19 protein-coding genes are annotated in these 19,032 nt (G+C 37.6%); 15 read left to right on the forward strand and 4 right to left on the reverse strand.

The genetic code is table 11. The features are described from left to right. Nucleotide 1: 1 nt before the first annotated feature. The 12 genes from AACZ88_RS12955 to purD all read left to right on the forward strand — a co-directional run bounded on the left by AACZ88_RS12955 (nucleotide 2) and on the right by purD (nucleotide 13,116). Nucleotides 2–1,066, forward strand: coding sequence for an N-acetylneuraminate synthase family protein (locus tag AACZ88_RS12955; RefSeq protein ID WP_339710965.1), 1,065 nt, complete (start codon nucleotides 2–4; stop codon nucleotides 1,064–1,066). Nucleotides 1,067–1,121: 55 nt separating this feature from the next. Beyond that, entirely contained in the window at nucleotides 1,122–1,955 is an 834-nt protein-coding gene (locus tag AACZ88_RS12960; RefSeq protein WP_339710967.1) for an NTP transferase domain-containing protein, read from the forward strand. Then, complete coding sequence (locus AACZ88_RS12965; RefSeq protein ID WP_339710970.1) at nucleotides 1,952–2,404, forward strand: YhcH/YjgK/YiaL family protein; 453 nt, start codon at nucleotides 1,952–1,954, stop codon at nucleotides 2,402–2,404. The genes AACZ88_RS12960 and AACZ88_RS12965 overlap by 4 nt, the downstream gene beginning before the upstream one ends. 10 nt (nucleotides 2,405–2,414) lie before the next feature. Then, a complete protein-coding gene (locus tag AACZ88_RS12970) occupies nucleotides 2,415–3,872 on the forward strand; it encodes an oligosaccharide flippase family protein (protein ID WP_339710974.1) in 1,458 nt (485 codons plus the stop codon). Beyond that, nucleotides 3,869–5,254 (forward strand): hypothetical protein, encoded by a 1,386-nt coding sequence (locus AACZ88_RS12975; protein WP_339710977.1) that lies wholly within the window; start codon nucleotides 3,869–3,871, stop codon nucleotides 5,252–5,254. Before AACZ88_RS12970 ends, AACZ88_RS12975 begins: the two co-directional genes overlap by 4 nt. Next, a complete protein-coding gene (locus AACZ88_RS12980) occupies nucleotides 5,251–6,492 on the forward strand; it encodes a hypothetical protein (RefSeq protein WP_339710979.1) in 1,242 nt (413 codons plus the stop codon). Before AACZ88_RS12975 ends, AACZ88_RS12980 begins: the two co-directional genes overlap by 4 nt. Beyond that, nucleotides 6,479–6,994 carry a DapH/DapD/GlmU-related protein gene (locus tag AACZ88_RS12985; protein WP_339710981.1) on the forward strand — a complete coding sequence of 172 codons (516 nt, stop codon included), beginning with the start codon at nucleotides 6,479–6,481 and terminating at the stop codon, nucleotides 6,992–6,994. Before AACZ88_RS12980 ends, AACZ88_RS12985 begins: the two co-directional genes overlap by 14 nt. Then, nucleotides 6,994–8,772 (forward strand): O-antigen ligase family protein, encoded by a 1,779-nt coding sequence (locus tag AACZ88_RS12990; protein ID WP_339710983.1) that lies wholly within the window; start codon nucleotides 6,994–6,996, stop codon nucleotides 8,770–8,772. The genes AACZ88_RS12985 and AACZ88_RS12990 overlap by 1 nt, the downstream gene beginning before the upstream one ends. Nucleotides 8,773–8,912: 140 nt before the next feature. Beyond that, the gene (locus AACZ88_RS12995) at nucleotides 8,913–9,611 is read left to right on the forward strand and encodes a WecB/TagA/CpsF family glycosyltransferase (protein ID WP_339710986.1); all 699 of its coding nucleotides are present in this window, start codon (nucleotides 8,913–8,915) and stop codon (nucleotides 9,609–9,611) included. 16 nt (nucleotides 9,612–9,627) lie between these two features. Then, nucleotides 9,628–10,821 carry an MraY family glycosyltransferase gene (locus tag AACZ88_RS13000; RefSeq protein ID WP_339710988.1) on the forward strand — a complete coding sequence of 398 codons (1,194 nt, stop codon included), beginning with the start codon at nucleotides 9,628–9,630 and terminating at the stop codon, nucleotides 10,819–10,821. Next, on the forward strand, nucleotides 10,818–11,798 hold the full coding sequence (locus AACZ88_RS13005) for a UDP-glucuronic acid decarboxylase family protein (RefSeq protein ID WP_339710991.1): 981 nt from the start codon (nucleotides 10,818–10,820) through the stop codon (nucleotides 11,796–11,798). Before AACZ88_RS13000 ends, AACZ88_RS13005 begins: the two co-directional genes overlap by 4 nt. A 43-nt stretch (nucleotides 11,799–11,841) precedes the next feature. Then, on the forward strand, nucleotides 11,842–13,116 hold the full coding sequence (purD, locus tag AACZ88_RS13010) for a phosphoribosylamine--glycine ligase (RefSeq protein WP_339710993.1): 1,275 nt from the start codon (nucleotides 11,842–11,844) through the stop codon (nucleotides 13,114–13,116). A 78-nt stretch (nucleotides 13,117–13,194) separates the two neighbouring features. Here the strand turns inward: purD and AACZ88_RS13015 are convergent, their stop codons facing one another. Then, the gene (locus tag AACZ88_RS13015) at nucleotides 13,195–13,416 is read right to left on the reverse strand and encodes a uracil phosphoribosyltransferase (protein ID WP_339710996.1); all 222 of its coding nucleotides are present in this window, start codon (nucleotides 13,414–13,416) and stop codon (nucleotides 13,195–13,197) included. Between the two features lie 40 nt (nucleotides 13,417–13,456). On the opposite strand from AACZ88_RS13015, the gene AACZ88_RS13020 reads away from it, so the two are divergent. From AACZ88_RS13020 to AACZ88_RS13030, 3 genes are read left to right on the forward strand one after another with little or no spacing between them, the layout of a single operon-like run. After that, a complete protein-coding gene (locus tag AACZ88_RS13020) occupies nucleotides 13,457–14,395 on the forward strand; it encodes a DUF6427 family protein (RefSeq protein WP_339710999.1) in 939 nt (312 codons plus the stop codon). Nucleotides 14,396–14,429: 34 nt separating this feature from the next. Beyond that, nucleotides 14,430–15,032 (forward strand): DUF4254 domain-containing protein, encoded by a 603-nt coding sequence (locus tag AACZ88_RS13025; RefSeq protein WP_339711002.1) that lies wholly within the window; start codon nucleotides 14,430–14,432, stop codon nucleotides 15,030–15,032. Then, complete coding sequence (locus AACZ88_RS13030) at nucleotides 15,019–16,110, forward strand: glycosyltransferase family 9 protein (protein ID WP_339711004.1); 1,092 nt, start codon at nucleotides 15,019–15,021, stop codon at nucleotides 16,108–16,110. Before AACZ88_RS13025 ends, AACZ88_RS13030 begins: the two co-directional genes overlap by 14 nt. Nucleotides 16,111–16,117: 7 nt before the next feature. Here AACZ88_RS13030 and AACZ88_RS13035 read toward each other — a convergent pair whose 3' ends face one another. The 3 genes from AACZ88_RS13035 to AACZ88_RS13045 all read right to left on the reverse strand — a co-directional run bounded on the left by AACZ88_RS13035 (nucleotide 16,118) and on the right by AACZ88_RS13045 (nucleotide 18,969). Beyond that, nucleotides 16,118–16,735, reverse strand: coding sequence for a TetR/AcrR family transcriptional regulator (locus tag AACZ88_RS13035; RefSeq protein WP_339711007.1), 618 nt, complete (start codon nucleotides 16,733–16,735; stop codon nucleotides 16,118–16,120). A gap of 294 nt (nucleotides 16,736–17,029) precedes the next feature. Then, nucleotides 17,030–18,022: a phosphotransferase gene (locus AACZ88_RS13040; RefSeq protein ID WP_339711009.1), complete on the reverse strand. Its 993-nt coding sequence runs from the start codon at nucleotides 18,020–18,022 to the stop codon at nucleotides 17,030–17,032. Nucleotides 18,023–18,042: 20 nt separating this feature from the next. Beyond that, nucleotides 18,043–18,969 carry a nucleoside hydrolase gene (locus tag AACZ88_RS13045; protein ID WP_339711012.1) on the reverse strand — a complete coding sequence of 309 codons (927 nt, stop codon included), beginning with the start codon at nucleotides 18,967–18,969 and terminating at the stop codon, nucleotides 18,043–18,045. Between the last annotated feature and the right edge of the window lie 63 nt (nucleotides 18,970–19,032).

The raw sequence follows: 19,032 nt of genomic DNA on the forward strand, positions 1-19,032 counted from the left end.
TATGCTGCCAAAAGATACGCCTTATTTGATAGGGGAAACGGCATTTCATCATCAGGGTGATTTGAACTTCTTAAAACAATTGATAGATCACGGTGCAAGTGCCAAGGTAGATGCCATTAAGTTTCATTTGTTATTGGATCTCGATGATTATTTTGTCAAAGACCATGAAGCTTATGGCGCATTGAAGGAATGGTTGCTCACCGAAAATGACTGGAAGGAAATCATAGATTATAACGAAGGTAAAGGGATTGATTCAATTGTATTGTGCAATGATCCGAAAGCAGTGGATTTCGTCTTGGGTTACGCAGGAAATTCTATAAAGGCCATAGAATTGCACGCCACAGGGCTTAACGATTACCTTTTGTTGGAAAAATCGGCAAAGTTTAGTGGAACTGTAATATTGGGTGTCGGTGGGTCATCTATCGATGAAGTTTCATATGCCATTGACATGTTGAATGGATTGGGTAAGGATGATATTTTTTTAATGTACGGATTTCAGAATTACCCTACACGCTATGAAGATATTAACCTTAGGAAAATGATTAAGCTAAGGGCGCTTTTTGATTTACCTGTGGGTTATGCAGATCATACTGATCCGGCCAACGAGCACAATGAATTAATATCGACCATGGGCTTGGCCATGGGCGTAAATGTATGTGAAAAACATTTTACACATGTAGTAGGTGAAAAACGGATTGATGGCCAGGCTGCCGTCAGCTTAAACCAATTGAAAAAAATAAGGACACTTATGGATATTATCACAACTAGTTTGGGTGATGGAAATCTCAAAATGTCTGATGGCGAGCTGGCTTATGGTAACACCGGACCTATGAAAAAGGCTATTGTCGCCGAAACGCCAATAAAAAAAGGCGATACCATATCTATGGATAATATTGGTTTCAAACGAACCAATGAAGGCACATATATGCTGCAACAGTTTTTGCCAAGAATATTGGGTCTGGTTGCTAATAAAGATATCGCTAAAGATAGCTTTATTGATTTTTCCAATGTCGATTATAAATTCAAAAAAGCCAACAGCGACCAATTCAAAGCCAATCAAAAATAAAAGGTTGCATATACCTAAGGTAAGGGACCATAAAAGCAAAGTAGACCAACATAGAATGAAAATAGGATATTTTATAACAGCGCGCCTCAAAAGCAGTAGACTTAAACAGAAAATTCTATTACCATTGCATGGTGCAACTGTTTTAGACCATGTGATTAATCGCTGTAAACAGGTGAATGGCATTGACGACATCGTTCTATGTACTTCCACTAACCCACAAGACGCCAAATTGTATAATTATGCACTGGACCATAAGATAAAATTTTATGCCGGCTCTGAAGACGATGTACTCAAGCGACTTTTAGATGCAGCCAAGTATTTCGGTTTTGATGCTTTTGTAAGTATAACGGCCGACAATCCTCTACACTCTATTTATGTTGCTAACCTTATTGTCGACTGGGTAACTACGAAACCCGCTGACTTTGTGTTTACCTCGGGCTTGCCCATTGGCCTTACCCCCTATTTTCTAAATACTAAGGCTTTGGAAATAGCCGTTGGAATGAAGGAAAAAACAGATTCGGAAATTTGGGGCCCATTTGTCAATCGTCCTGATTTTTTTAAGATTGGGTATCTTGATTTGCAAACGTCTTTGTTTGACAAAGACATACGTTTGACCTGTGACTATATCGATGATTACGAAGTTATGGTTAATATCTTTTCCCAGTTTGGGGAATACTACGAACCTAGTATTTTTGAAGTGTCTAAATTATTTAGAGAAGGCAAAGTTTTAAATACGAATGGGTCGATTACTCAGGCCGCCGTGCCATTAAACATCATCGCCGATATTAAAGAAACTTTTGATCAGCGAAAAGAAAGAGGGATGAAAATTGCAGAAAAAATACAGCATGATCTTATTCCTGGAGAAAATAAACTAAAAATTGAATTATGATTTTTGATGATATTGAAAACGCTGAATTTTATTACAATCTAGGATCGAATATTAAAAGGGGGCTGCAATTCTTAAAAGACAATACCAATTTAGAAACACTTCCTCTTGGAAGAGTTGAAATTGATGGAGATGACATATTTGCACTAGTTCAAGAATATGACACAAAGCCTTTTGATGGCGAAATGTGGGAAGCACACAAAAAGTATTTTGATATACAATACGTGGTCAAGGGCACTGAACTGATTAAAGTTACACGAATTGAGAATTGTACCCCAAGAACGCCTTATAATGCCGAGGGGGATTATTGGCTGTTCCGAGCTGATGGCAATAGCATTACTGTAAGAGCTGGCCAATTTGTTCTGTTGGCGCCAGAAGATGTTCACCAGCCAGGAATCGTAAGTGGCAACATAGAAAAGATTCGGAAGATTGTTCTAAAAGCAAGGATATAGACATCATTGTATGCCGGAAAATAAAAAGAAACTCGCGAAGAACTCACTGATTTACGCGTCGTTCACCCTGCTTCAAAAAGGATTTGCTTTTTTTCTGATTCCGCTTTATACGATCAAACTGTCTCCTGATGAATACGGAGTATTGGGTATTGTTATGGCTGCAATACCTTTTTTTGTGCTAATTGCCGGGTTGTCCTTAAGGGGGTCTACGGCCTATTTTTACTATGAATATAAAGACAGTGATAAAAACTATTTGGCCTCTCTTTGGGGTTCTAGTTTTACCTTAGTGCTAATTGTAAGTTTTTTTTTCACTGGAACGCTTTGGTTAGCCAAGCCTCTATTGCTTAAGCACGTATTTAAAGGAATTCCTTTTGATCCCTATATTTTTCTTGCACTTATCAGTGTTTGTACCCAACCCATATATTATTATTATCAATCGATGTTAAAAGCAAAGCAAGAGGCAAAAAGGGCTGCCCTGCTTGACTTTATCTATTTTGCCATAATCGTCGGCTTGACCATTGTTTTAATACTTTATTTTGATTATAAGGCCGAGGGAGCACTTTTGGCTTTGGCAATTTCCAATATAATCTTTTTTATTTATAGCATTTATGGAGCTTCTAAAGAAATACAATTTGGGATCAATGTTAACGCTATCAAGAAAACACTTAACTATTCCCTTCCAATATTACCTCACAACCTGTCAGCATGGGCAATGAACTTGGCCGATAGGTTGATACTCAACAATCTTTCCACGCTCACTCTGGTTGGCCTTTTCGATATTGGTGCACAGTTGGGTAAATTAATAAATATTGTTACTCTGGGTGTTAATTCAGCCTATAGTCCATGGTTTTTTGAACAAATTAAAACCAACAAAGAGCATAAATCAACCATAGCACTGATAACGGAAAAAATTCTTCTATTTTATATTCTAATAGGTATTGCGATTAGCTGGTTTTCACCCGAATTTTTAATGCTCATCAGTAAACCTGCTTATCATGGCGCTTGGGTGGTAGTACCATTAATTGCATTTGCATTTGTCTTAAACGGGTTTTATTATTCCTTCAGTAACGTTTATTTCCTTGAAAAAACCAAGTATTTACCCATTATAACGTTGGTAGGGGCGGTATTAAATATTGCATTTAACTTTGCTTTGATACCTATATATGGAATTATGGGAGCGGCTATTGCCAGCCTGTCGTCAAAGATGATTTTTGTGGTCATTGCCTATTTTGTGAGCCAAAAGCTGTTCTTTATTCCCTATAGACTAAAGAAAATGACACTCTGGTTTTTATGCGGATTAGTAATTTCATGGCTCCCATATTTTATGCAATCCAGAGTCGAGTCATATTCCATGTTTGCCATAATATTTGCAAAAGCTCTTTTTCTCATGGCAATGATATTTCCTATCTTTTGGATAAATAGAAAACTAGTGTATGAATTCTTAGTCAAGCGGATGCCAAAAAAATGAAGGATTGTAAAGAAAAAAATGAACCAAACAAAAAATTTGGGTCCATAAAACAGACAAATGAACTTTTTGATATAGAACAAAACTTTGATGTTGGGTCGGCCCGTATTTCAAGCTTATTTGTTTGGCCGCTCGTTCGTCACACCTTTTATTATCAAATATTAAAAAAAAACATAGGCTTTAGTTCAAAATTTCGAACCACTAGTAAAGTTCAGCTCATAAAAAATGGCCTTTATGGTGTCAAGAATCTTCTAAGAATAAAAAAGTTCGATTACCTTTTTTTTAATAATGCCGATAAAAGAAATTTGGTCGTTGACAAAAAAAAATATGACGTTTTCTTTGATGCCTGGGCCGATAAATTAGGACAAGATCGCTCACTTTTTGTAGAATGGGCAATTGAAAAACATTGGAGGTCAAATGAGGTATATTCGAAGTATGTAATTTCAGACTTGTTTATTAAATTGGGCTGTTTTCTGTTCACCCTTTTTACCAAAGGGCGAATGAGTACATTAGAAGCTCTGGAAAAGGTAAAGCGGGAATATCAGCTTCAGATTGATATTAAAAAAGAAGTTAGCTCCATGTACGGCAAAATTCGCTTTTATAGGTTTTTGCTAAGATTGATTCGACCAAGGGCCATTTTTTTGATAAGTAGTTTTACCAAAATGGATTTGGTAGTCGCTGCCCACCTAGAGAATGTCAAGGTATATGAGGCACAACATGGCTATATTGGGGAAAATCACCAATTCTACCTTGCTTACCTAAATTTTGGAAGCCTCTATTACCCCGATTTTTTGATTGCTTTTGGTAACTGGGAAAAGCATGCGTCCGTAGACCATTTTATTTTTAAACAACAACAGATTATTCCTGTTGGGAGTCTCTATTTAGAACATGTTCAGAGTAACGTCAAGAATAAGTACCTTGCGGAATTGAAGGAGAGCTATACCAAAATATTTTGCGTGACTTTGCAAACAGTGGAAGAAACGCCTCTATTGGATTTCATTATGAAAGAAGCACTGAAAAATAAAGAGTGGTTGTTTATTCTTAAGCCAAGGAATTTTAATCATCTTGATTATTCCAAATATACCCAGGTTGAGAACGTCGTTCTTTTTCCCGACTATAGTGTCTATGAGATTCTTAAATATTCAGATTATAACATTACTATTTATTCTACTACGGCGGTAGAGGCAGAAATGTTCGGGGTCAAGACACTCTTTTACAATATTGCGGGTTTGTCAGAGAAATATTTCAATGTAAAAAAGATGTTTGCCTCAATTGTGGATGCCGAAAGAGGAATTGAAAAGGAAGCACTCATGGGCGCCCATAGTTTTATCCCTTACTTCAAGATGGGGTATCATGAAAATGTTAATAATACCGATTTATCTTGAAAAGTTTAATATTCATACTGTTGGTTCTTCAGCCGTTGGTCAACAAGCTTACTTTGAAATCGGGGGTTCCTTTCGATGTATACAATGAACTCATAAGTTTGACTGTTTTTTTACTATATGCCCTTCAGGTATTACAAAAAAAGAAGATTGCAAGTATCGCATTGCTCTTTCTAACTTTGGTTGTTTACATGGCTTTAATTGTAGTTGCCAAAAATATATATCCACTAGGGTTTTTACAGATTGCAATATATAGTCAATGGTTTTTTTATTTTCTGTATTATCACTCATTAAGTGAAGAGGCTAAGATAAAGACTATGGTAGACATCAAATACATACTTGATAAACTGCTCATAGTCATGCTTTTTTTCGGGATTTTTGAATTATTTTTTTATGCGGAGTACCGAGCTTTTTTAGATGTCAAAAGTTTTAATAGGGGATTGGGCGGATTTTACATGGTCTCGATTTTTGGATCTGGGGCAAGTTTGGCCAATTTTATGAGTTTTTATCTGATGGTGTGGTTTTATTTTCATTACGGGTTAAACTATAGCATAGCAAGAAAAGACAAAGTACACCTCGTGATGGCTTTTTTATTCTTAGTACTATCCTTTTCGCGAAAGGAAGTGCTTTTCATGTTTTTGTTTTTAATGTTCTTTCCCTTTGCATATCGCTCAACCCTAAGAAAATGGTTTAGAAAAATTATATTATTTTTCGGTGTTATTACCGGGCTATTAATATACTACTTGGTCTTTTTTTCGGAAGCCAATCAAGTGGCTTTCGGAGATAAATATATTCGCTGGCGCATCGCTGGTAAATCTGGGGAAATTTTAATGGATAACTTGCCTTGGGGGACTGGGGTCGGCACTTTTGGGTCTAGAGTATCTTTGATGGTTACTGATATCTACAAGAAATATGATATTGGTCCTGAAATGTTGGGTTACAAATCATTGGGTCAGTTACGGGGCCCCATATACGACGCTTTTTTCTTTACATTTACAACAGAGATGGGTATCGGTATACTACTGTTTTTATTTTTCTTCTTTAAACTATTTAATGCGAGGGCATTGAATGAAAATAAAGTGAAGGCTTATATCAAAAACTTTTTGATTCTCTATGTTCTTGGGTTAAGTATTTTTCAGCCTGTTTTGATAAGTTCGTTTGGTTATTTATGTGCTATATTTTTAGGATTATCTATACATCGAATTCCATTGCTAAAGTTTAGGTCATATGCGAAAATTTAAGCTGATAGGCTATTATCTTTTGGTTCAAAACCTGCCTCATTCCCGGTTTTTGAAGTTAAGTAATGCGATTAGAATCTGGTATATGTCAAGAATTTTAAAAGTCATGCCCTATGATCGTAACTCCAAATTCGAAAACAATATTTATATATCTGATGGGCGACATATTAAGATTGGAAATTATGTACGTGTAAATGAGAATGTATTTCTTCAAGGAGAGGTGCATGTTGGAAATCATGTGATGATTGCGCCCAATGTCGCTATTTATAGTAAAACCCATATTCATAATGATATCGGTATTCCCATGGTTATGTCCGGTGAAACACCAACAAAACGGGTCACGATAGGTAATGATGTTTGGATTGGTATCAATGCCGTGATATTACCCGGGATTACTATTGGGAATGGTGCTATAATCGGTGCCAACGCCGTGGTCACCAAAGATGTGACGGCCTATACCATTGTGGGTGGAGTACCAGCTAAGTTTATTCGAAATAGAGAATAATGTCGGTCATTAACACAATATCGAGATGGTCAAGGCAAAATTACGTAATACTCCTGTTGCCACTATGTATTGCAAACCTTCTATATTTTGGTTTTTTCTATGAAAAAGAATACCGAGAGGTTTCCATTCGTACCGAGATTAACTGTGCCCATCCCACCGAAGTATGGTATGTTTACAAAGAAAAATTCTCTGAAAAGAGGTTTTTCTCGGATAGAAAGAAGGTTATTCCGAACAAGGATTATTCCTACCAGTTTCAGATTGCTTCTAAAAATGAAATTGAATACATAGGTCTATACTGGAAGACAGAACAGAAATCGCTTCTTCGTATTAAATCCTATGCCTTTTCGGTGGACGGAAATTGGTTATCAGAAAAAACGCATAGAAATATTTTAGAATATGTAAGTGTTGGCAGCGAAACAACAGAAGGCGAACAGGGTGTTGAGGTAAAATCCATCAAAGCAGGACCGAACTGGATAATGTTGAACACCACGGAGAACTTGAACGAGAAAAGAGATAGGAAGGTTCGCCATTTTATTCCTCTTTGGGCAAACGTATTTATTCTAATCATAATAATGTTATTCGTATGGCTAAACCCCAAAAAGGGACATTATTCTACGTCAAGATTGACATCAGTAAACGCCCCTAAAATTTTAGGAGGCATATTTTCTATATGGGCATTTATAATGCCTTTTTGGATTATGATTTCCCACGTACTAATGGGCCTGACAGTTGTAGTGACGACGTACATAGAGAGTAAGGCAAAGAAGCAAGAATTTCTTCTCAAAGTGTTTAAGAACAATTATCTTTTTTATGTGTTCTATATATGGATTATAATTTCCTCCATCATAATCGATAGGCCGGCTATTACGATGAAAGTTGCCTTGGATTATAGTTATTTTATAGTATTACCAGTCGCCTTCAGTCATATAAATAAAGAGAAACTCCTAAAAGTGTTTGAATTCTTTGAAAAAGGAGTTTTGATTTATTTTTTTCTTTTGAGTGTGTATGTTATCCACAACTATATAAAGATTGTTCCAGAAGGGCCTTTTTTTAATTTTGTAGAGGCTTGTGTAGAGCGATTTTGGCATACTAGTTATCTGAGTCTTCTTCTTTTACTCCTATTTATTAAAAACCTTGAAAAGCCATTAAAAAATAGCTTTTTTCAATTTGCATTTTATCCAATGGCACTTTTTTTTATGTTTATGGTAGATGCGAGAATGCCTTTTATGGTTGGTATATTGGTGCTGGTATTTAAAATGATATTAATCTTGAATGCCAAGGGAAGGAGATTAGCGTTGGTTGTATTGGCGCTATTGTCTACAACCGCCATTACCATTTATTTTGTAGTTGAAAACAATAATATTAACAATATAGCATCCAAAGAGACCAGTACCGAGGCGCGAATTTCATTGTGGAAGGCAAGTGCGAATCAGATTGGGAAACATTATCTATTAGGGGTGGGGCATGAAAGTACCCAAGAAGCCATTGGACAGGCAATAGAAAAGAATGCAAACACAAGGTTTAGAAATTATAATGCACATAACCAATTTTTAGAAACGGCATTGGGCAATGGTATCTTGGCCCTTTTGCTATTAGTTGCTATGGTGGTGCGTCTTTTGCTAAAGGGAGGGCCCTATGCGGCTTGTTTCGCAATCAGTTTTGCGTTTCTCTTTATGGTAGAATCGTACTTGAACAGACAGGCAGGAATGATTGTTTTTACATTCTGGTATTGCTTTTTTTTAAAAACCGATATGAAGCGGTCTCAAATAGACCAATAGCGTTTCTATAAAGTTAATTTCAGCCGCATATTTAAAGATTTCTATTAACAGCACAATGTTTTTCGATCCAAAGCCCCATTTGATTAGATTTAAAAAGGATTACCTTACTTTTGTCCATCAATCGATATTACTTAGAAGGTATGGGGTATAACTTCCAGAAAATCAATAACAAAAAAATCTACGCATTTACTTCGAAAAATCAGTTCTTGGATTATATTCAAGGTAAAAAAAGCATACTGATTGCTTTAAATGCGGAAAAGCTTAATAGATCTGATCTTGAATTGGACGATTTAATCAATTCCAATATCGGCTACCCTGATGGCATTGGAGCGGTTTGGGCCCTAAGACGAAGAGGTTTAGATGCTACCAAAATTGCGGGTGCCGAATTTTGGCTTGATATTATTGAGAGGTACCAACACGAAAAATCGTTTTATCTTATAGGTGCATCGCAAGAGGTAATAGACATGACTGTTGCCAAGTTAAAGGCCGAATTTCCCCAATTGGACATTAAAGGCTATAGGAATGGTTTTCTCAAAAAAGAAGATAAAGATTTGTTATTAAGTGATTTTGCCAAAAAAGAACCTGATATAATTTTCGTTGCTATGGGCAGTCCAAAACAGGAATTTCTAATGGCTGAGTTTATGAAAAGTTACCCCGCTCTCTATATGGGTCTGGGAGGTAGTTTTGATGTATATTCGGGAACCAAAAAAAGAGCCCCTCGTATTTTTATCAGTTTGGGGCTTGAATGGCTATATCGTCTTTTGAAGGAGCCCACAAGAATAGGCCGGCAGTTAAATTTAGTAAAGTTCTTTTTTAAAATTATCTTTGATAGAATGTAAAACAATTTTATAGTATTTGTTTTTTCTCGAAACCGCCATATCAATTTTTATAGGAGCATTTCTCTTAACGTATTTGACCATACCCAAGATTATTAGTGTGGTGGAGTACAAGCGGCTAATGGATAAACCCAATCAACGTAGCTCGCATAGTTCGAGAACACCGACGTTGGGGGGTATTGCATTTTTTTATACGCTCATATTTGCCCTGTTCTTTATACGTGGCCGTGACGTTTTTGATGAGGCAATGTACATTATACCAGGGCTTACCATACTTTTTATTGTTGGGCTGAAGGATGATTTGGTGGTGATTTCCCCTGGGGCAAAGCTGCTATCACAAGTTTTTGCCATTGTTTTTATTTTGGCGAACCCGAGCTTTGAAATATACTCGTTAAATGGTTTTTTGAACATTAATGAAATCCCATACTATTTATATTTGATTATTGCGGGTTTTATGATGCTTACCATTATCAATTCGTATAATTTAATCGACGGTATCGATGGCCTTGCTTCAGTGGTAGGCATTGTTATCATGGTAATTTATACCACTATTTTTTACTTGACGGAGGAGTATTTTTTTGCATTGGTTGCCATTACCATGAATGCAAGTCTTATGGCTTTTTTAGGGTTTAATCTCTCATCCGATAAAAAAATATTCATGGGTGATACGGGTTCGTTGATCGTCGGCTTCGTCATTAGTGTTTTGACTATAAAGTTTTTGGCCTTGAGACCTGATTCCTATACCGAACTACCCTTTCTGTTGGAGAATGCCCCATTGATCGCCATTAGTATTTTGATTGTTCCCCTGTTTGACACCGCTCGGGTTTTTGCCATCCGGATAGCCAATAAAAAGGCACCTTTTTCGCCCGATCGCAACCATACGCATCATGTGCTTATTGACTATTGGGGGCTGACCCATAAACAGGCTAGTTTTATTATTGGGTGTTTTAATTTGTTGTTTGTTATGCTTTTTATCGTTTTAGGTAGCAAAGCACGAAATTTGGGCATGGTCATCATGCTCGTGTCGGTGGTTGTGGCACTTGGTTATGTTTTCTTTAAGTACAACTACAGTTTTGCAACCCTAAAACAAAAAATTATGCTGCGGAGAAAGGTTGATAAAATAAAGGGCAAAGTAGAGGAAGTAAATGGGAAAAAGAAAAAGATGAACAAGAGGTTAAAAGAACAGCCACAAAGCAAAGAAGAGGTAGAATGAAGAAAGTTTTGATTACGGGTGCAGCTGGGTTTTTGGGCTCCCATTTATGTGATAGATTTATTAAAGAAGGGTTCTATGTTATTGCGATGGATAATCTTATCACCGGAAATATCAAGAACATAGAGCATCTTTTTCCTTTAAAGGAATTTGAGTTCCATCACCACGATGTTACGAAATTCGTGCATTTACCCGGAAAATTGGACTATATATTGCATTTTGCGTCCCCAGCGAGTCCCATTGACTATTTGAAAATTCCGATTGAAACCCTGAAAGTTGGTTCGTTGGGTACGTTGAACTTGTTGGGTCTTGCCAAGGAAAAGAAATCTAGAATTTTAGTAGCTTCTACTTCCGAGGTGTATGGTGATCCTTTGGTACACCCACAAAACGAAGAATATTATGGCAATGTGAGCCCTATCGGGCCGCGAGGTGTTTATGACGAAGCTAAACGATTTATGGAGTCGATAACCATGGCGTATCATCGCTTTCATGGCGTAGATACACGTATTGTACGCATTTTTAACACCTATGGTTCACGTATGCGATTGAATGATGGCAGAGTGGTGCCCGCATTTATGGGGCAAGCACTGCGTGGTGAAGACCTCACCGTTTTTGGCGATGGTTCCCAAACACGCTCTTTTTGCTATATCGACGATCAAGTGGAGGGTATTTACCGCCTGCTAATGAGCGATTATACCGATCCTGTAAATATTGGAAATCCGCATGAAACAACTATATTGGAGTTTGCTCAGGAGATTATAAAGTTAACGGGTACCGAACAAAAGATTGTGTTTAAAACCTTGCCCAAAGATGATCCTTTACAGCGCCAGCCCGATATTGCCAAGGCTAAGGAAATATTAGGGTGGGAACCTAAAGTTGGTAGGGCCGAAGGATTGAAAATAGTATTCGATTATTTCAAATCGCTTTCTCCCGAAGAACTACAAAAAAAGAAGCACAGGGATTTTTCAGGTGCGGTATAGATAATTCCACTACAAGCCGTATTTTTGACCAAATTTTGAAAAAATGAATATTCTTATCCTCGGTTCAGGTGGCCGCGAACATGCATTTGCTTGGAAATTACACCAAAGCCCTAAACTTAAGAAACTGTTCGTTGCCCCGGGGAATGCGGGAACGGCTGAAATTGCAAAAAATATATCAGTTGGTGTAAATGATTTTGAGGCCATAAAAGCATTTGTTTTGACTGAAGGCATAGACATGGTGGTCGTTGGTCCTGAAGACCCTTTGGTTAATGGGGTACACGATATTTTTCTAAAGGACGACGAAATCAGTCATGTTCCGGTAATCGGGCCTCAAAAAGCCGCTGCGGCTTTGGAGGGAAGTAAGCAGTTTGCCAAAGAATTTATGTTCAGGCATCAAATTCCCACTGCAGCCTATGAAAGTTTCACTTCAGAAAATCTTGAAAAGGGTTTTGCCTTTTTAGAAACGCTTAAACCACCTTATGTTTTAAAAGCTGATGGTTTAGCGGCCGGTAAAGGAGTTTTGATTTTGAACGACCTACAGGAAGCTAAAGATGAATTGAAGTCAATGCTGGTCGATGCCAAATTCGGCAGTGCAGGTGCTACGGTCGTAATCGAGGAATTTTTGTCAGGCATTGAACTGAGTGTTTTTGTCTTGACCGACGGAAAAGGCTATAAAGTGCTTCCGACCGCAAAAGACTACAAACGTATAGGTGAAGGCGACACAGGCTTGAATACAGGTGGCATGGGGGCTATTTCCCCTGTTCCTTTCGCAGATAAGGAATTCATGGACAAAGTGCATGAACGAGTTGTGAAACCGACTGTAGAGGGTCTTAAAATTGATAATTTGCCCTATAAGGGTTTTGTTTTTATAGGATTGATTAAAGTAGGCGATGATCCTTTTGTGATAGAATATAACGTTCGAATGGGAGATCCCGAAACTGAAGTGGTCATCCCAAGAATAACGAACGACCTAGTCGAAGTTTTTCAGGCCGTGGCCAATCAAACTTTAGATACGATCGACCTTCAAATAGATGAACGGAGCGCGACCACAATAATGACGGTTTCCGGCGGTTATCCTGGGCCGTACGAAAAAGGAAAGGTAATCACGGGATTGGACCATATTTCAGACTCCCTTATATTTCATGCGGGTACAACTACTAATGGCCAAGGTAGTGTCGTAACCAATGGTGGTAGAGTACTTGCCGTAACTTCTTACGGCACCGAATTCAAGGAGGCACTGGGAAAATCTTATCAGAATGTTGAAAAAATCAAATTTGAAGGAATAAACTTCCGTACTGATATCGGTTTCGACCTTTAAGGTAATCAAACTTTAAAATAGGGGCATCTTTTAAAACGGGATGTCCCATACTTTTCTTTCAAAAGAGTACTGTGTAGTTTAAAGATAGGAATGCGAAGAAATACTCTTGTCCTCTTCTCCATTGTCATTATACTGTTTCAACTGAATCATCCAGTAAACAAAAGCAACCGACCCAATAATGGCTAAGATCCAATTTATTATGTTGGCGCCCCACCAATTTTCCATAAACCGGAAAAAATCATAGGGAGCGAAGAGATAATTCACAAATAAATCTTGTATACCTTCAAAAAATGCTTTCATCTTATAGTATATTTACATTGCAAAAATATAAAAACCGTAGATGATTTCAAGTTTTTTTGGGAAAACAAAACCAATAAATTACATAATTGTTCTTTCGTTCTTGTTTGTTTTCTACTGGTTCGTTCTTTTTTTTCTCTTTGACAGGGTCTATTCTCCACTTCAGCTTCTCTTTCAAACCACTGTTTTTGTGCTTTTGATGCTTAGTTTTTTTATAGTCAATTTTATTACAAAACGTAATAAGATTACAGGAACCAACTCTTTTTCATTGCTGTTTTATGTATTGTTGATTGTGGTTTTTCCTAACACCATAGCTGATAATAGCGCAGTTTTCTGTAGTTTTTTTTTATTGTTGGCTATTCGAAGATTGATAAGCATGAGATCATTGAGAAATGTAAAGCTTAAAATTTTTGATGCATCTGTCTGGGTTATGGTGTCAAGTTTGTTCTATGATTGGGCATTATTGTTCATGCTTGTGGTTTTTGCCGCTATCTATATTTATGAACCGAAGAACTTTCGAAACTGGTTGGTGCCGTTCGTTGCTTTATTCACAGTTCTTATGATATCGTATAGTATGCTAATTTTGGCGGGCCACTCCAATTTTTTAGTAACACATTATAAGTTTGCCCTTCAGTTTAATACTACCTATTTCCTAGATTGGGGAAACGGTACAAGACTTATTTTGTATGTCCTGATTACGTTTATAACTGCTGTAATTGCTTTTTTAAAGTTAGGCAGTGCCGGCCTCGGTAAAATAGCATCAATGCGGCTGATAGCACTCTATTTTATTGTAGGTATGATTTTAAAGGTCTTAACGACGACTTCAGATGCGTATCCAATTTTAGTAACTTTTTTTCCTGCAGCAGTTTTTATGACGAATTATATCGAGTCAATAAGAAAGGCCAATGTCAAAGAGATTGTGCTAATGGCATGCATGGCTATTCCTTTTTTTGTGTTCCTAGTTGAGGTGACCATAAAATAAATTTGAGGTATCTTCGTAAGAAATTTATATAGACATGTTTAGTGAATTTGCGTATAACGTTTTTAACGAAAGTATTAAAAAATATCACGAGAAAGACGATGTCTCTCAAAGCTTTGAGAACCCCTACCCTGTTGAAGAAATAGCCCATTTGCTATACCGAAAAAATTGGATAGATACGGTTCAATGGCATTATGAAGATATTATCCGAGACCCCAATATTGATCCCAGTGAAGCACTTATACTCAAGCGTAAAATTGATGCCAGTAACCAAGACAGAACTGATCTGGTGGAGTATATTGATAGCTACTTTCTTAAAAAATACCATGCAGTAGAAATTAAGAATGGCGCCACAATAAATACCGAAAGCCCGGCATGGGCTATCGACCGTCTATCGATTTTGGCTTTGAAGATTTATCATATGGATGAGGAGGCCAATCGAGAAGATGCTTCCGAAAAACATCTAAAAAACTGTCAGCAAAAGCTAAAGGTGCTGTTGGAACAGCGTACGGATCTTTCTTTGGCGATAGACCAACTGCTAAATGACATCGAGGAGGGTAGAAAGTATATGAAGGTTTACAAGCAAATGAAGATGTATAACGATGAAGAATTAAACCCGGTGCTTCGTGGCACACAATAGAAATTTTTCTTATCATACCGAAAGCTTGGAATCGGCCAAAGAAGCTCATATTCTGGTCATACGTTTGTCTGCAATGGGAGACGTAGCGATGGTTGTACCAGTTCTCACGCAGCTTACAAACCGATACCCGAATGTTAAAATTACTGTACTGACTAGAGCTTTCTTTAGGCCTATGTTTGCAAATTTGCGTAATGTCAGGGTTTTTGAGGCCGATGTGAAAGGAAAGCACAAAGGAGTTTTTGGTTTATGGAAATTGTATCAGGAACTTAATGCACTTGATATTGATGGCGTTGCCGATTTGCACAATGTATTACGAAGTAATATTTTAAAGCAATATTTTAAATTTGGAAAAATACCATTTGCTCAAATTGACAAGGGACGAAAGGAAAAGAAGGCGCTGACATCTCCGCAAAAAGACATCTTCAAACCTTTACGGTCGACGCATTACCGGTATTGTGATGTTTTCTCGCATTTCGGAATTTCTATAGATATGCGAGAAATAGTTTATTTACCAAAACAACCCTTATCGCAAAAGACACAACAATTAGTAGGTGAAGGAACCCAAAAATGGTTAGGGATTGCGCCTTATGCGGCTTTTCCAGGTAAAATGTACCCCTTGGATTTGATGGAGCAGGTGATTGCCCAATTGAATCTATCCGAAAATTTTAAAATTTTCTTTTTTGGCGGCGGGCCTGATCAACGGGCACAGTTCGATACTTGGGAATCAAAATTCAAAAATAGTACGAATGTTGCGGGTATTTTTTCTTTCGAAGAAGAATTGGCACTAATTTCAAATCTCGATTTGATGTTATCAATGGACAGTGGGAATGCTCATTTGGCGGCCATGTACGGGATACCAACTTTAACGTTGTGGGGGGTAACGCATCCTTACGCAGGTTTCGCCCCCGTAGGCCAAGATGAAAGCAACACTCTAATATCAGATAGGGATAAATTTCCCTTGATACCAACATCGGTCTACGGAAACAAACTTCCAGAGGGATACGAAAGGTGTATGGCAACCATTGCACCAGAAACGGTTATAGAAAAAATCAATGCCATGTTGCTTAAAACGGTGTAATTTTTTTCTATACAGTAACTTTTTTGGGTTCCATGGATTTAAGATATTGCCTCAATTGTGACATGTAACGATATTTACGGGCACTAGGGGCGGTTTCTACCATTAATGTACGTATACCTATATAAGAACTTATCAAATAGACCGCTACACCTTCGGCATCTACGTGTCTATCAATATTCCCATTGAACTTTCCTTTTTGTAGCGCCGATACCAGGTTTACTTCCCATATTTGAAGAATATTATTTAAATGCTTCATGATTTCTGGGTTTCTACCATTAAATTCATTGATAAAGTTGCTCAAAACAAAACCATAGTCCATTTCATTGTGAACGGCTGTTTCAAGTGCATCGTCAAAACACTCGGTAATAAGATCTAATGTATTGGCGTGGCCTTCTATGGGTTCGATCAACATGCTATATACTTTTCGGGTAAGCAAATTTTCAATAATTTGGACAAGGAAGTCTTCCTTGGAATCAAAATGATAATAGAAGGCTCCTTTAGAAAGGGATAGTTCTTTTAGAATATCATCTACGCTTGTGTTGTAATATCCTTTTTTGTAAAATAACTCTAGGCCGGTAACTTGCATTCTGTTCATAGTGGCCATACGTTTTAGACTCTTGTTCATAAGATTTGGGTTTTGGGTTAAAAATAGACCCTGAGGTCTGTAACAAAGAACCCTCGATATGCGAACTCCTTCAATATTTAAGGACGTAATTCACAAGAAAATCGTTTAACTGACAGAATCTCGATGAATGACCTATTTTTAAAAAGATGTCACCGACCGACCGGTCAGTTTAAAGGTTTTATTTATCGGATGAAAGGAAAGTATTTTCTTACATATAAATAGTTCAATGCCTATGAAGCGGGGTGTTCGTTTAATCAAGGAGGTGCTAAACGGGTATGGTTTTTCTTTTTGCGACTACGGGTTCCGCAGCAGGCATTCCCTAGAAATCTCTAATAATTCCCTGCGTTTTGTTAGATTTATTTCTAAAGGAAGTTGTGCCAACCCTAAAAGTCTTCTTATAATTTCAATAGCGGTAAACTTGGCACATAGGTCATTATCCAATTTCGCTAAAGTTTGATAATGCACAAGCGCATTGTCTATCAATTTTTGGGGTTGGTCGGCCATTTTTAAATGGGCAATGGTGACCCCCATTTCGAATTCGGGAAATCCGAAAAAACAAAACTCAGGATCAATAATTTTGATTCCGTTCGCCGTTTTTAACCAACTTCCAGGAAAATAATCGCCATGTAAAAGTGTGTTGCCATCGGCTAAATAATCTTTGCCCAATTGCTCGACTTTAGACTTCAATACCGCATCTTTTGAAAATGAAGTTCCAATTTTTTTTAATCCGGGTAATATCTGATCTAGGTCGAGTCCGTTATTGCTTAAATAGGGGTATAGAAAAATATGTTCATGGTTCAAGGCTCGCATTTTCCGATTTTGGAGGGGAGATGCGACCGAATTTGAATCGAAACTTCTATGTAGCGTGGCTACAAATGTGATAATGTCGAACAACTCTTGCTCATCGATGGTATTCCCCTTTTTATACAAATAGGTGTAATCTGATCCAGTTCCGAGGTCTTCCATCGCCATTACACTATTCGCTTTATCAAGTCCTATAATAGTGGGCATCATCCGATTTAACAGTGGTTCGGTTTTGATAAGTTCATAGAATTCCGCTTCACGCAATACCCGTTCTTGAGGTGCCGCAACTTGAGGATACTTTTCTACATAATCACGACTTTGCTTAATGATAAAAGTCTCTTGGCCTGTATCAATACGAAGTGTAAAGTTCATGTTGCCCTCCCCGGGCACCGCTACTGAAGCTATTTGCTCATGGGGCTTTAGCCAACCCTGTTGCCTTAGATAATTTTGTAAATCGACTAGGTCTTTAGATAATTTTTTCATTTACTTTACATTTTGTAAAACTATTCGTGGATAACCAAGCTAGAAATCAATTTCTGATGGTAGCCCTTCACAACATCGTAACAGTAAGTAATAGGATAACCTTCGCTGGTATCACAAAGTAAATATTGTTTATAAGTGGACTTGTTGTTCCCTTTTACAGTGTCATCGAGATGTATTTCTAGACGGGCATTCAGTGGTTCTGAAAGAATATCTTCCGGTGCTACAATATAGTGGCTGGCCAAAACATCAAAAGGGTTAAAACCCTCGGCTCCTTGCTCCAACCATTGTTGCAACCAAGGTTGGGAAGCCTCTGCAAGCCATTCATTCTTTATCTCTCCATTTTTCAAGGTTTCCAGATCTTGTTTTTTTACCCACACCTTGTTTGAGATTTCGAAGGGACAAAGTACGACCGGAACTTTATGCTCAAAAAGAATTCGAAAAGCGTCATTGTCCAAATCAAAGTTGAGGTCTTGGGCGTGATTGCCTTGGTTGCCGATTTTAAAATAATCGGTGGGCTTTCTACGCCCGGCCACTAAGACGACTTCTTGAATTTGCGATTTGAGTTCAGGATATTTCAACAACAAGAGTCCTAGGTTGGTAGCAGGACCAATCGCCATGATTATTAGTTTTTTTTGCTTTAGGGTTTGAGCAAGCGCTTCCACGGCATCATTGGTTTTCACATTTTTCAGGTCGATACCTTTATGCGCTCCTTTGTAAACGGGAATTTTATATGATGAAAATTCATCAGCCATTTTTTTTGATAGCATAAAGGCGTTTTCAATAAGCGTATTGCCAAAAACCGCGCTAATGCCACAAATATTAATAGTATGCGCTTTCATCAGTTGGAGAATGGCGTAACCGTCGTCTACATCACAATAGCCTTCCCTCTTGTGTCTTTTCATTCCTACGGAGAGATCGGTATCGATCCAAACCTGTTTTTTATTCATTATTATAATGATTTATTATCAAAAATTAGGCTAATAATACTCGATAAGTGTTGAGACTTAGCC

The sequence above is a fragment of the uncultured Kriegella sp. genome (assembly GCF_963975415.1).
Lineage (GTDB): Bacteria > Bacteroidota > Bacteroidia > Flavobacteriales > Flavobacteriaceae > Kriegella.